The sequence below is a fragment of the Paraburkholderia rhynchosiae genome (assembly GCF_002879865.1).
Lineage (GTDB): Bacteria > Pseudomonadota > Gammaproteobacteria > Burkholderiales > Burkholderiaceae > Paraburkholderia > Paraburkholderia rhynchosiae.
Map to the genome: position 1 here is coordinate 16,509 of NZ_PNXY01000038.1, position 13,663 is coordinate 30,171.

At 64.4% G+C, this 13,663-nt stretch carries 13 protein-coding genes; 5 read left to right on the top strand and 8 right to left on the bottom strand.

Annotated elements, in window-relative coordinates; translation table 11 throughout:
• Nucleotides 1-10 precede the first annotated feature (10 nt).
• Both flgC and flgB read right to left on the bottom strand, forming a co-directional pair.
• The gene (gene flgC / locus C0Z16_RS31900; RefSeq protein WP_027776973.1) at nt 11-436 is read right to left on the bottom strand and encodes a flagellar basal body rod protein FlgC; all 426 of its coding nucleotides are present in this window, start codon (nt 434-436) and stop codon (nt 11-13) included.
• A 113-nt stretch (nt 437-549) separates the two neighbouring features.
• Complete coding sequence (gene flgB, locus C0Z16_RS31905) at nt 550-1,044, bottom strand: flagellar basal body rod protein FlgB (RefSeq protein WP_102636024.1); 495 nt, start codon at nt 1,042-1,044, stop codon at nt 550-552.
• A gap of 215 nt (nt 1,045-1,259) precedes the next feature.
• Between flgB and flgA the strand changes: the two genes are divergently transcribed.
• The 5 genes from flgA to C0Z16_RS31930 all read left to right on the top strand — a co-directional run bounded on the left by flgA (nt 1,260) and on the right by C0Z16_RS31930 (nt 4,770).
• The gene (gene flgA / locus C0Z16_RS31910; protein WP_102636050.1) at nt 1,260-2,801 is read left to right on the top strand and encodes a flagellar basal body P-ring formation chaperone FlgA; all 1,542 of its coding nucleotides are present in this window, start codon (nt 1,260-1,262) and stop codon (nt 2,799-2,801) included.
• Nucleotides 2,802-2,954: 153 nt separating this feature from the next.
• Nucleotides 2,955-3,308, top strand: coding sequence for a flagellar biosynthesis anti-sigma factor FlgM (gene flgM, locus C0Z16_RS31915; protein ID WP_102636025.1), 354 nt, complete (start codon nt 2,955-2,957; stop codon nt 3,306-3,308).
• Nucleotides 3,309-3,402: 94 nt separating this feature from the next.
• Nucleotides 3,403-3,849, top strand: coding sequence for a flagella synthesis protein FlgN (locus C0Z16_RS31920; RefSeq protein WP_102636026.1), 447 nt, complete (start codon nt 3,403-3,405; stop codon nt 3,847-3,849).
• Between the two features lie 331 nt (nt 3,850-4,180).
• Nucleotides 4,181-4,363: a type II toxin-antitoxin system HicA family toxin gene (locus C0Z16_RS31925; RefSeq protein WP_102636027.1), complete on the top strand. Its 183-nt coding sequence runs from the start codon at nt 4,181-4,183 to the stop codon at nt 4,361-4,363.
• Nucleotides 4,360-4,770 (top strand): type II toxin-antitoxin system HicB family antitoxin, encoded by a 411-nt coding sequence (locus C0Z16_RS31930; RefSeq protein ID WP_102636028.1) that lies wholly within the window; start codon nt 4,360-4,362, stop codon nt 4,768-4,770. The genes C0Z16_RS31925 and C0Z16_RS31930 overlap by 4 nt, the downstream gene beginning before the upstream one ends.
• Nucleotides 4,771-4,844: 74 nt before the next feature.
• Here the strand turns inward: C0Z16_RS31930 and C0Z16_RS31935 are convergent, their stop codons facing one another.
• The 6 genes from C0Z16_RS31935 to C0Z16_RS31960 all read right to left on the bottom strand — a co-directional run bounded on the left by C0Z16_RS31935 (nt 4,845) and on the right by C0Z16_RS31960 (nt 13,657).
• A complete protein-coding gene (locus tag C0Z16_RS31935; protein ID WP_007179960.1) occupies nt 4,845-5,579 on the bottom strand; it encodes an RNA polymerase sigma factor FliA in 735 nt (244 codons plus the stop codon).
• Between the two features lie 28 nt (nt 5,580-5,607).
• Entirely contained in the window at nt 5,608-6,477 is an 870-nt protein-coding gene (locus C0Z16_RS31940) for a nucleotide-binding protein (RefSeq protein ID WP_102636029.1), read from the bottom strand.
• The gene (gene flhF / locus C0Z16_RS31945) at nt 6,470-8,446 is read right to left on the bottom strand and encodes a flagellar biosynthesis protein FlhF (RefSeq protein ID WP_102636030.1); all 1,977 of its coding nucleotides are present in this window, start codon (nt 8,444-8,446) and stop codon (nt 6,470-6,472) included. Before flhF ends, C0Z16_RS31940 begins: the two co-directional genes overlap by 8 nt.
• A 366-nt stretch (nt 8,447-8,812) precedes the next feature.
• On the bottom strand, nt 8,813-10,915 hold the full coding sequence (flhA, locus tag C0Z16_RS31950) for a flagellar biosynthesis protein FlhA (RefSeq protein WP_102636031.1): 2,103 nt from the start codon (nt 10,913-10,915) through the stop codon (nt 8,813-8,815).
• Nucleotides 10,912-12,117, bottom strand: a complete 1,206-nt coding sequence (flhB, locus tag C0Z16_RS31955) for a flagellar biosynthesis protein FlhB (protein WP_102636032.1) — start codon at nt 12,115-12,117, stop codon at nt 10,912-10,914. Before flhB ends, flhA begins: the two co-directional genes overlap by 4 nt.
• 217 nt (nt 12,118-12,334) lie before the next feature.
• Nucleotides 12,335-13,657: a DUF3443 domain-containing protein gene (locus C0Z16_RS31960; RefSeq protein ID WP_102636033.1), complete on the bottom strand. Its 1,323-nt coding sequence runs from the start codon at nt 13,655-13,657 to the stop codon at nt 12,335-12,337.
• Nucleotides 13,658-13,663: the final 6 nt, after the last annotated feature.

The window sequence follows — 13,663 nt, forward strand, 5'->3', positions numbered from 1 at the left end:
GGGGCTCTCCTCAGGTTCCGATCGTGAGCGTTTTCAGCATCAGGGTCTTGGCGGTGTTCAAGGTCTCGACGTTGGCCTGATATGAGCGCGACGCCGAAATCATGTTGACCATTTCCTGCACCGGGTCGACGTTGGGCAACGTGACGTAGCCGTCCGCGTTGGCCGCCGGGTTGCCCGGGTCGTAGGCCGTCTTCATCGGCGTCGGGTCGTCGACCACGCCCGTGACCTGCACGCCGCCGACCTGCTGGCCCGAGCCCGTGCGCGCGCCGCCGAGCGGCGCAACGCCGAACACGACCTGCTTGGCCTTGTACGGCTGGCCGTCCGGACCGGTCGTGCTGTCCGCGTTGGCGAGGTTCGACGCCGTCACGTTGAGCCGTTGCGACTGCGCGGACATCGCGGAGCCTGCAACACCAAATATGTTCATCAAAGAAGGCATGTTTGCTGACCTTTCTTGCCGGTCACAGCCGGCTTCAAGTTGGTTCCCGTAGCGATTGTTCTTGCGTACTGCGTGTGTCTTTTCGTGCAGACCGTGGCCGCACTGTTACCCGATTACGAGCCCGACTGGATCGCCGACAGCATCGTCTTGATCTGGCTCGACAGCACCGTCATGCCGGATTCGAAGTGCAACGTGTTATCCGCGAACTGGACGCGCTCGGTGTCGATGTCGACCGTGTTGCCGTCGAGCGCGGGCTGGGTCGGATTGCGGTATTGCAGATTGCCGTAGTCGTCGGGCGTGCCGCCCGTCGCGCTCAACGTCGACTTGCCGGACATGTGGCCCGGCGCCGTCGACGCCATCGACATCCCGCTCGTCACGCCGGCCGGCTGCGCCATCGCGAGCGTGGCGGTGTTCGACGCCGTATGGGCGGCTGCCGCGCCGGTCTTTTTCAGCGCGCCCGCGAGCGACGAAGAGAAGTCGACGTCGCGTGCCTTGTAGCCAGGCGTATCGGCATTGGCGATATTCGACGACAGGAGCTCCTGGCGATAAGCGCGCACATCGAGCGCTTCACGTCCAAAGGCGAATTCGGCATCGAGTTTGTCCAGCATAAGCATCTCCGGAGAACGGTCCCGAGGCTTCCCGTGCGCCTCGCGTGAGGACTGCATCAGGCGGGAAGGCCTTTTTGCATGAGGTGCATCTTATGGGCGCAACGCAAGCAGCAATCGGACGAATAACCGGGAAAGGGGGCTTCTATTCAACGTTTGCGCGAGGGGGGCTCTCAATAGAATGCAAGGCGTACCGAATGCATTCGATGGAGAACCGCATGGACCAGCCCACTGTCGATCCGACGCGCCGCGCGAGACGCGCGGCGGCGCATCGCGTAAGTGCGGCCGCTGTGCGCGTTGCGGCGCGGCTCCTGTTGAGTTCGTCGCTGGGCGTGCCCGCCGTCTGCGGCGCGCTCTCTGTGCCTGCCGCGGCAGTGCTGTTCGCGAATGTCGCGCACGCCGAGGATGCCGGCGGCCCCATCGTGATTGCCGGCCCGAACGAAAAGAACCTGGCCGCGCTCGCCGATCTCGCCGAGCATATGCAGGCCGCGCCTGGCAAACGCGCGGGCTCGGCGGCGACGCTCGCCGCCGCCACCGCTCAATCGCTGACGCGGGGCTCCGCCGCGCGCGATGCCGATTCCTTCACCCGCGCCGCCAATTCGAGCGGCTCGATCGTGATTCCGGGCGCGGGCGAACCGCCTGCCGCGCCGCACATGATCCGCACCAGTTTCAAGCCGGACGCGAACGGTGTCGTCACCATTCCGGCGCCGGGCCGCGCCGGTTCGGGGGCGGTCAATGGAACGAACGCAGCGAACGCGGCCGACGCTCTGGCGCGCGTGAATGCCATGCCGGCGCCACGCCAGGTGACCCCGGTCGTCGTGACACCCGCGCCGCAAACCAACGGCGCACGCCAGGCCGCGGGCGCGCAGCCGGTGGCGGCCAACGCCCCTATGGGCGTGGCGAATCCCGCAGCGGCGGCGGCATCGTCCGCGGAGGGTTTCGACAGCCTCGCCTCGCGAGGCCAGCCGCCGCAGTTGGGCGCGGACGGCAAGCCGGTCGCGGCGCGCTCCAGTGCGCCGACGAACGGCGCCGCGCCCGCACCCATTGCCCGCATGCCGGCGACGCGCCAGGTCGCGCCCGCCGTTACGCAGCAGAATCTGCGCGCAGCGGCGCCGGCGCAGCCCGCGCCGCTGCCCGGCCAGCAAGACCCGGAAGCGGTCCGGGCCGCGGCCCTCGCGTTCCTGCAACAGCAATCGGCGGGATTGCCGGGTAAGGTCGATGTCACCGTGGCGCCCGCGTTTCCGCGCGGCCTCGCGGCTTGCATGATGCTCGAGCCGTTCATGCCGAGCGGCGCGCGCCTGTGGGGCCGCGTGACCGTGGGCGTGCGCTGCGCGGGCCAGCGTCCGTGGACGCTCTATCTGCAGGCTCGCGTCTCGCTGCATGCGACCTACTACCTGGCCGGCCGCGCGATGGCGCCGGGCGAAGTCATCACCGCCGCCGACCTCGTCGCGCGCGAAGGCGATCTGACCGGCTTGCCGCAGGCCATCGTGACCGATCCGTCGCAGGCGGTCGGCTCCGTGACCCTGACGCGCGTCGCCGCGGGCATGCCGCTGCGCCGCGACATGCTGAAGAGCGTGTCGGCCGTGTCAATCGGACAAACGGTGCGCGTAGTCGCGGCCGGTGAAGGTTTTGCGATTTCGTCGGAAGGCAGCGCGATGAACAACGCGTCGCCGGGCCAGCAGGTGCGCGTGAAGACCGCCAACGGCCAGATCGTCTCGGGCACCGTCAAAGACGGCTCGACGGTGGAGATTCAACTGTGAGCCGGAGCGATGCCCGCGTCGCGGCGGTTTCGCACGCCCCGCCCGTTCCAGGGCCGGATCGTCTTGATAGACAAGGAAAAAGTCGTAGCGATTGCGCTAAAGTTTTGATCGACGCTTGCCGTTATCAGAATCAAATCGTTCAGGAAGCCAATCGTGAAAGTCGATTCCCAAACCAAGTCGAATCTGCCGACGTTGAAAGACGCCCTGTCCCGCTCGCAGCACAGCGACGCGGCGACCGCGAACACCAGCGCGCAGACCGCGAGCACCGCCTCGCAACCCACTCCCAGCAGATCGGGCGACGCCAGCGTCAGCCTCTCGGGTCTGTCGCAGCATCTGCGCAGCCTGGCCGCGTCCGGCTCGGCCGATATCGACACGGCGCACGTCGAGTCGATCAAGCAGGCCATCAAGGACGGCTCGCTGAAGATCGATTCCGGCAAGATCGCCGACGGCGTGCTCAATACGGCGCGCGAACTGTTGCAAAGCAAAACCTCGTCGACCGGCAACTAATCGACGCATCGAAGTACGGTGAATGGCCGGGCGGCATTCGACAAACCCGGCTCGCGGATCAAGCGCGAGCCGCCGTGTTCAGCGAGTTGTTGAGATGAAAGACGCCCTGCTTGCCACCCTCATCGAAGAGTATTCCGCCGTTGAGGCATTCGCCTCCGTTCTGACGCTCGAGACCAAGGCATTGACCGCCTTGTCGCCGGTCGAATTGCTGCCGCCGATCATTGAGAAGAAGACTGCGCTGATCGGCGAACTCGCACAGCTTGAAACCCGCCGCGACGAACTGCTCGCCGGCATGGGTTTTCCGGCCGGCTGGGCCGGCATGGAAGTCGCGGCCAGCGCCGACGAGCGCCTCGCCGGCCAATGGTCGCTGCTGCAAAAAGCGGCCGAGCGCGCGCGGCGCTTCAATACGAGCAACGGCGAACTGATCCGCGTGCGCATGGACTACAACCAGCGAGCGCTGACGGCATTGCAGGTGGCCTTGCCGCAAAAGGCCGGCTTCTACGGACCGGACGGGCGCATTCCGGCGCGCCCCGCTGTGTGATTGCACGCTGCGCCAGCCTCGCCGCGCATCATCACGTGACCCTCCACTGAATAACCGAAGCAGCTAAAGCATCGATCGAACAAAGGGTTCGTCGTCCTGACGAGCCCTTTTTGTTTTCCAATTCCCATCCCCGCGTCAGCGCTGCTCCCTTCTCCTTCAGCGTTAGCCATCCTGCCAGGTGGCGCGAATTCACCGCTCGCGATCAAATCCCCTCTTCCCCAACGAGGTTTCCGCTGTCCCTGCTGTGTTCTTCACACGGCCGCGGACGAGAAAAAGCGGAACGTTAACCCTAGCTGGGTTGTGTAATCGTGTGTATGATTCGGGGGGCAGTATGAACAGTGCCGAGGTCGTCAAACTGATTCACGCAGATGGTTGGCGGCTGATCCGCATATCGGGCAACCATCATCATTTCCGGCACGCATTCAAAGCCGGGCTCGTGACCATCCCCCATCCAAAAAAGGATCTTCCGCCCGGCACGCTGAACAGCATCTTGAAACAGGCAGGGCTGAAATGAAAAACTTGATCTTTCCGATCGCAATCGAGCCGGGCGACGCACAGCATGCGTTCGGCGTGATCGTGCCGGACATTCCGGGCTGTCATTCGGCGGGAGATACGCTGGAAGAGGCTTACGCGAACGCGAAAGAAGCGATCGAGGCGCATCTGGATACGCTGCTCGACGAAGGTTTGCCGATTCCCGAAAGGCTGACGCTCGACGAGCATCGGCGTAATCCTGACTACGCGGGGTTCATGTGGGGGTTCGTGACTACCCGCAACATTCCCGCGCTGAAGAAGGCGGTGCGCATCAACATCTCGTTGCCCGAGGCGCTGGTGCATGACATCGACCAATACGCGCAGGCGCGGTGCATGTCACGGTCGGCCTTTCTCGCGCTCGCGGCCGAGCATGAAATGGCGGACGCTTGACGGAAGGCGCGTGCAACGCCCTCGCTTCACAACTCCGCCGCGCGACCGACCGCTAGTTCGCGCAGGCCCTCGGTTCAGGTCGCTTCCGCATTCGCCCAGGCCATCTCGCGCAAGCGCGTGCGCAAACGCGCGACTGCCTGGCTGTGCAACTGGCACACGCGCGATTCGCTGACTTCCATCACCGCGCCGATTTCGCGAAGGTTCATACCGCGTTCGTAGTAGAGCGACATCAGCAGCTTTTCGCGTTCCGGCAAGCGGTCGATCGCCTCGACCAGCGCCGAGCGCAGGCTGTCGTCGAGCAGCGCCGAGAGCGGATCCGAGTGATCGACGCAGTAGCGGTCGAGAAACGGCTCGTCGTCCGCGGAACGGTCGAAGTCTTCGTAGTAGATCAACTGGCTGCCATGCAGGTCTTGCAGCATCGACTGATATTCGTCGAGCGGCATCTGCAGGTGTTCGGCAATCTCCGTTTCGCTCGCCGAGCGGCCCAGGTTCTGCTCCACCTTGTGCACCGCTGTTTCGACCTCTCGCGACGTGCGCCGCAAGCTGCGCGGCAACCAGTCGTTGCTGCGCAATTCGTCGAGCATCGCGCCGCGAATCCGCTGGCTGGCGTAGGTCTCGAACTGTGCGCCCTGGTCTTCCTTGTAGCGGCTCGCGGCATCCAGCAGGCCAATCATGCCGGCCTGGATCAGATCGTCGAGATCGACGCTGGCCGGCATTTTGGCAACGAGCTGCAAGCCGAGTCGACGCACGAGCGGCGCATATTTCGTTAAAACGTCGGCCTGGGAAATCTTTCCCTGAGCGTTATACATCGTGCTCCCCTTGTCCATGTGCTGCCTCTCAGGCGTGCTGCACAGACGGTTGGTCGGCGTGTTGCGCCGCTGTAACTGTCGCTGGCGCCATCCATGGCGTTTGCGACGACATCGCTGGCCGCATCGGCCAGTACTGCAATTCGGCTGCGAGGTGCCGGAAGTCGCGCGCAGCCGGTGTCGACGGAAATGCATCGACGACAGAACGCGACAACTCCTCGGCTCGCGCCATCCGCGCATCCGCGGCAACGCAACCGGCGTCTTCGAGCGCCACCGCGAGGTAGCGCCCGGCCACGCCGGCCAGGTTTGCAAAAGCGGTATGAGCGTCTTCGACGCTCTGCACGCGGTTCACCAGCACGCGAAACTGCGCGATGGCGTGCGCGTAGTGCAGACGCTTCATGCACGCATACGCGTCGGTGATCGCCTGTGCGGCCATGCGCGTGACGATCATCACGTCGTGCGCCTGCATCGCGAGCGCCGAGAGGTGCCCTTGCTGATCCAGTTGCGCGTCGATCAGCACGATGTCCGCCGGACCATGCAGCAGCACGCCGAACTGCGCGGCGGTATAGCGGTCACGATGCGCGCGCGAGGCGGCCAGCACCGAGAAGCCGAGCGGATGCCGGGGGGCGGCGTCGTCGAGCGTCATCTCGCCGCGCATCACGGCGGCAAAGTTGCCCGCGCCGCGCACGCTGCCGAGCATCGCGCTCACCGACTTGCTGCCCAGGCACTCGTCGATCACGAGCACATCCTTGCCTTGCTGCGCAAGCGCCGCGGCGAGGTTCATCACCGTGGCCGTACAGCCGGCGCCGATTGAGCCGCCCGTCACCGCAATCACGCGTGAGCCGCTGCGTGCCAGCAGGCGTCGCAGTCCTTCTGCCTGATCGGACATGAGCTTATCCAAAGCGGACCTCGTGCAATTCAGCGGTCGAACGCGCGGACAACGCGGACAGCAGCGCGGGAACCTCGTCCTCATGCGGCACGAACGGGGAGTGATCGCGCGGAATGCAGAACGCGCTCTTGATCAGGAAACGTCTGGTCGCGACGTACAGGTTTTCCGGCACTTTCTGACCGGTCGACACGTAGTGCACCGGCAGCTTGTAGCGAATCACCGTATCGAGCACGCCGCCGAGGTTGGTGGCTTCGTCGAGCTTGGTCAGAATGCAGCCAGCGAGCGGCTGTTGATCCGGCGCGCGCTGATAGGCCTGCACGACTTCATTGAGCGTGTCGCCATGGCTCGTTGCGTTGAGCAGCAGCAGGCGCTGCACCGGTTGACCGGCGCGGCACAGCATCGCGATCTGATCGGACACGAGGCGATCGCGTTGGCTCATGCCGATCGTGTCGATCAGCACGATGTGCTTGTTGCGCAATTCGGAGAGTGCGAGTTGCAGGTCGGCGCTGTCCTTCACTGCGTGCACCGACACGCCGAGTATCTTGCCGAAGATGCGCAGTTGTTCGTGGCCGCCGATCCGGTAGCTGTCGGTGGTGAGCAGCGCCACTTTGCTTGCGCCGAAACGCATCACGCAGCGCGCGGCGAGTTTCGCCGTGGTCGTCGTCTTGCCGACGCCTGTCGGGCCCATCAACGCGAACACGCCGCCGCGCTCCATCAGCGCGTCTTCGTCTTCCATGACCGGCAGATTCGAGGCGAGCACCGAGCGCACCCAGTCCATGCCGTCGTCCATGTTGTCGACTTCGTCAGGCAGGTTGTCGACCATCATCTGCACGAGCTGAGCGGAAAAACCTGCGGCGAACAGATGCTTGGTGAGCGCGGCGCGCGCGGGGCTGCGGCGTTGGCGGTCGCCCCACATCAGGCCGGCAAACTGTTCTTCCATCATGCCGCGCAGCGACGAGAGCTCGCTCATCACGGTCTCGTTGACGACCTGCTCCATGCGCGCCTTGATCGCTTCGGCAACGGCCGCAGGTGTGCGGGCGTCGTCGGTCGCGGGGGGCATCGGCGCGCTCTTCTGCGCAGCGCGGCGCGCGGCGACTTGCGCGGCTTCGCGGGCCCAGTCAGGGGTGTTATCCGCTTGCGGCGCTGCGGCGCTGACCGGTTCGACGGCGGAGCCGAAGCCCTTGGCCATTGCCGCGGCCGGCGTCATCGCGATCGGACGCGCGCTGTATTCGCCCTGCGGCTGCTGATCGGCGGCGATGCGCCGAGCGTGGTCGATCAGCCAGGGATTCGATTCGGCCATCGTGCGCGGTGCGTCGATGTCGGCGGCCGGCGCAGCGGAGCCTGACGGCACGCCGGCGGCTCTCAACAGATCGGCGCGAATGTCGTCGGTCAAACGCGAGGCCGCGGCGCGTGCGCTCGGCTGGCCCACGTGGATTTGTTGCGATTGTGGCGCCGACGCGTGTTCCGTCGAAACCGAAGCCGAAGCAGTGGCCGCCGATGCGCCCGGCAACGCGGTTTTACGCGTGTCGGTCTGAGCAGCCGCCACCTTCATAGCTGCTTTCGCAGACAGTTTCACGGCAGGCTGTGCATCGTGGCCAGCCGCGTGTGCGGAATCGGCGAAGCTGCCCGCCGTCTCGGTCCCGGCTTCCGGGCTCGCGCCGAACACCGACGAGAACACGTCCGGCACGCCGCTCGCGTACGGATTCGCCTGCATCGGCTGTGCAGCGGACATTGCGCGCGGCGTCATCAGCGCGGGCTGCGCGGGCGTGGCATTCGTCGATGCGGATAGCGCTGAATTCGCGTCGGCGCGCGGAGCCTTCGGCGTGATCGCCGCAAGGTCGCTGTCGGCCAGTGCGACGATCTCGACGGTGCCGTCGTCCATTGTCCGGTTGGACAGCACGACCGCGTCGGCGCCCAGCGCTTCGCGCACGAGACGCAGTGCGTCGCGACTAGTCGCACCGATAAATTTACGAATGTTCAAGCTGGACCCCCGATGAGGTAAACGGACTCACGGACCGGCAACACACCGCTTCCCATTGAGATCATTATTGCGAAACGCGTCGACCGATGATCGGTGGATAAAGGCCGTTAAACGCGGGTAATTCGAACGATGGACACGCGCCGCGATTCCCGTCCACGGCAGCCTTCAAACGACGCGTTGCCGCGCGAGCGCCAGGACCTCCACGAGCGAAGCATGGACGCTTGAATACGTTGGCGGTGCGAAAAGTCAGGCGCGGAAATGAAAACCAGCGCCCAGGGCGCCGGCCAATATGTCGAGACGAAACAATCGAGCGAAGAGGAGATCGAGCGGAAATTAACCGGCACCAGCCACGCTCGACGCAGCGTTTTAACCGTGGGCGCCGATCAGATTCACGACCTTGATGTTGCGCGTGTCGGGCACTTCCGCGTACGACAACACCTTGAGCTGCGGCAGGCTGCGGCGCAGGAAACGCGCGAGCATCGGCCGCAATGCGTGCTGCACGAGCAGCACCGGAGCGAGCCCGATATTCTGCTGACGCGTCATCGCCTTTTGCGTCTCGTTCATCAGCGTATGCGCGAGGCCAGGTTCGAGGCCCGGATTGGAACCCGTCGAGAGCGCCTGCGAGAGCACCCGTTCGAGATTCGAGTCGAGGCCCATCACCTGCATATCGCCGGTGCCGGGGAACCACTGCTGCGTGATAGCGCGGCCGAGCGCGAGACGCACGGCGGCGGTGAGATCGTGCGCGTCGGTGATCTTCGGCGTATGTTCGGACAGCGCTTCGAGAATCGTGCGTAGATCGCGGATCGGCACACCTTCTTCCAGCAGGTTTTGCAGCACCTTTTGCAGCGTAGTGAGTGGCAGAGTCTTCGGCACCAGATCGTCGACGAGCGACGGCGTGTCTTTCTGCATCCGCTCGAGCAGCGCCTGCACTTCGCGGCGGCCGAGCAGTTCGGAAGCATGCGTGACCACCAGGTGATTCAGATGCGTCGCGACCACCGTACTCGAATCGACCACCGTGTAGCCGTATACCTGCGCCTGTTCGCGCAGATTCGTATCAATCCAGATGGCCGGCAGACCGAACGCCGGATCCTGCGTCGGCGTGCCCGGCAGCGCAGCAGAAACCTGGCCCGGATTGATCGCGAGCCATTGACCCGGATACGCTTCGCCGACACCCACTTCCACGCCCTTGAGGGCGATCCGATAACCATTCGGACGCAATTCGAGGTTGTCGCGAATGTGGATGACAGGCGGTAAAAAGCCGATTTCCTGCGCGAACTTCTTGCGGATGCTCTTGATCCGCTTGAGCAGCTCGCCGTCCGAATTTTTGTCGACCAGCGGAATCAGCCGGTAGCCCACTTCCAGGCCGAGCGTGTCGATCATCGTCACGTCGTCCCAGCTTGCTTCGGCGTTTTCGATCGGCGTGACCGCGGCCGGCGCGACGTCCACGAGCGCCGCCGTGTTCTTGCGTTCCTCGGCGCGCTTTTTCATCGTGCGGCCAAGCTGGATCAGACCGCCGCCGAGAATCAGAAACGCGAAGTGTGGCATGCCGGGGATCAAACCCATCAGCACGAGAATGCAGCCGGTGATCGCCAGCACGCGCGGGTTCGTGAAAAGCTGCCCGGTGAGCTGCGTGCCGATGTCTTCGTTGGTTGCGACGCGCGACACGATCACGCCTGCAGCGGTCGAAATAACCAGCGACGGAATCTGCGCGACGAGGCCGTCACCGATGGTCAAGAGCGTGTAGTTCTTGCCCGCCGCAGCAAAACTCATGTCGTGCTGAACCATCCCGACGATCAGCCCGCCGACGATGTTGATCACCATGATCAGCAAGCCGGCTATTGCATCGCCGCGCACGAACTTGCTCGCACCGTCCATGGAACCGTAGAACTCGGCTTCCTGCGAGACTTCTGCGCGACGCTTGCGCGCCTGCTCTTCGTTGATGAGGCCGGCGTTCAGATCGGCGTCGATCGCCATCTGCTTGCCGGGCATCGCGTCGAGCGTGAAGCGCGCGGATACTTCCGCGATCCGCCCCGCGCCCTTGGTGATCACCATGAAGTTGATCACCATCAAAATGATAAAGACGACGATACCGACCGCGAAGTTGCCGCCCACGAGGAAGTGGCCGAACGACTCGATCACCTGGCCGGCCGCGTCAGGACCGGTGTGGCCTTCGAGCAGCACGACTCGCGTCGACGCAACGTTCAGCGACAGCCGCAGCAAGGTCGAGAACAGCAGCACGCTCGGGAAAGCGGCGAAGTCGAGCGGCTTCATCGTGTACATGCTGACGAGCAGCACCATCACGGAAAGCGCAATGTTGAAGGTGAACAGCAGATCCAGCAGGAACGGCGGCAACGGCAAGATCATCATGCCGAGGATCATGCAGATCAGCACCGGGCCGGCCAAGGCGCGCAAATTGGTGCCGCTCAGGGCATCGGGCCGTCGAGCGAGGAAACCGGCGCGAGCGTTCATGCGGAGGCTCCGTTATCGTTAGCGGGGTTAAGCGTGTCGGCGGCTTCCTGATCGGCTTCTTCATCCGATACACCGCCCTTTTCGAGTTCCGCGGGCACGTCGAGCTCAGTCGGTACGACCGGCACGTCGCCGCCGTCGGTTTTGAAGCGCCGCAACTGGTACACCCAGGCGAGCACTTCGGCGACCGCGCCATAAAGCTGGCCCGGAATCTCGCGGTTCAGTTCGACGTTGTGATACAGCGCTCGCGCAAGTGGCGGCGCTTCGAGCAACGGCACGTTGTTTTCGGCGGCAAGTTCGCGAATCCGCGCGGCCACCAGGTTCACGCCCTTCGCGACGACCTTTGGCGCGCGCATCTCGCCGTCCGTGTATTGCAGCGCGACCGCGAAGTGCGTCGGGTTGGTGACCACCACGTCGGCCTTCGGCACGTGCGTCATCATGCGGCGGCGGGCAATTGCGCGCTGCTGCTGGCGAATCCGGCCTTTCACATGCGGATCGCCTTCGCTTTCGCGGTGCTCGCGCTTCACTTCTTCCTTGCTCATGCGCAGTTTCTTGTGGAACTGCCACAGTTGGTACGGCACATCCAGTGCAGCTACGACGAACATGCCCGCCACCGTCATACCGCAGCACACGGCGATCAGATGCACGGTGTTGGCGAGCGCCAGATGCAGCGGCTGCGTGGCGAGCGCGAGAATCTCCTCGCGCCGGTTCCAGATTGCCGTGCCGCCGATAATGCCCACCACCAGCGTCTTCGCGAGCGACATGGCGAGCTGAATCGGTCCGTTGATTGAAAAGATCTTGCCGAGGCCGGCGACCGGATTCAGGCGGTCGAACTTGGGCTCAAGCCCTTTCGCCGACAGTTGCCAGCCGCCCAGCGCCATCGGCGCGAGCAAGGCCGCGGCGCCGGTGAAAGCGAGGATTGGCAGCAGCGCGTACAGCCCTTCAAGGCTCGCCGCGCCTGCGCCGATCATCATGCGGTGGGTTTCGAAAGCGGTGGCGTGATCGAAGGTGAAGGCAGCGCGCAGCATGCCCTGCAAATGTTCGCCGATGCTGCCGGACATGCCCCACACGCCGAAAAAGCCGGCCGCGAGCAACGCGAACGTCGACAACTCCCGCGAACGCACGATCTGCCCTTCCTCGCGCGCTTTCTGCAAGCGCCGGGGAGTGGCTGATTCGGTTTTTTCGAGGTCGCTGTCCTCTGCCACAAAGCTCTCCGGTCCTGCGAGGCACAATGCCTCTTTCCAGTGAGAGCGATTATTCCCGCTCGGCGCAAGCAGCGATCGGCGGATAAAGGAGGGGAAACCGGGGCTTTTCGAGGGATGGGCAAGCACGGCGCGGGCCCGCGCGTCGCCGCAAAAAGCAACGCCCGCGCTGCTTTGCGCGGGCGTCGTGTGTAGCCGTCAGGCTTAGCGTTGCGAGAGACTAGCTCGCGTAAGCCACAAACGGCGCCTGGGTGCCACCGTTCGGCCGCAGGTCGAAGCCGTGATAAACGTGGCGTCCGTAGAAGAACGGCAAACCGAGGTCGAATGCGGCGAGCCCGCCGACCTGGCCCGCCAGATCGTTGAACGCATAGTTGGTGCCGTTACCGAACAGCGTCGACGCACTCATGATGTCGATGCTGGCCGTCGCCTTCACACTGTTCAGGCCGACCAGCGTAATCGAGCGGGTCTGCGCGGAGGACGGGCAATAGAAGCCCGAGAAGTTGCTGCCGCACAGCGTGAGCGAGCTATCGCTGAAGAAATAGCCGTTCGAGCCCGAATCCAGGAATGCCGTGACCGTGCTGCCGTTGAACACGCTGCTGGTCAGATCGCCCACGGCGTTGGTGGTGAAGGCTTGTGCGGATCCCAGCACATTGTTCAACTTCGTGCCTATGCCGAATACCAGCGTGCCGGTGGCGGACGCCGCGCCGCTATTCGATATGGGCGGCATCTGGACGATTACGCCGTTGTTGTCGACGGGGAACTTCGCGACCGGATTGGCCACCTGGCTTGCGAGCGGCACCGCGGTACGCGTGCAGGAAGTCCCCCCCGGGCATGAGAAGTAATTGCTGTATTGCGCCGCGGTTGTCGCGTCCACACAGGTCGCGCCGCAATCATAGAGCGCCGTGCCGATGCCGATGATGCCGTTCGCGCCGAGATCGCTCGCTGTGTTCTCCGCGGAGCCGCTGCCGCAACCGACTGACGGCGTCGTGCTCGCGGCCTTGTCGCCGATGACTTGCACTGGAACAGCCGACGTCGTTGTTTCGCCGCCGATGGTCACGGTCGCCGCGCGCACGGTGCCCCACGTATAGCCGTCGGCGAAAGTCGCGCATTCTGCGAGCTGGTTGCCGTTCGTCAACGTGCTGGCCGTCAACGCACTCTGCATCGTCGAGTTCAGCGCCGAATTGACGATGCGCAATCCGAACGAGCCGGTATCCACCTGAATGTTGTTGATCGTCTGGCAAGTCGTGGGGCTGCTGGGCGCGCACACGGTCACACTGATCGTGGGTATGTTGATCACGCCTGTGACACCGTGGTCGACGGTGATCGCCACCGTGTTGGCGGCTGTCGCGGCAATCGGCTGCTGGGTCGGGCTGGCCGGCAAGGAGCTGCTCGAAGAACTGCCGCTTGTGGAGCCGCTAGTGGAGCTGGAGCCGCCGCTATCGCCGCCGCCACCGCCGCATGCGGCAAGCGCCGACACGACGACGACGGTTGCCGCAACCTGCATCCAGTCTTTGAGTTTCATCGCAATATGCATGGTTCGCATCGTTCG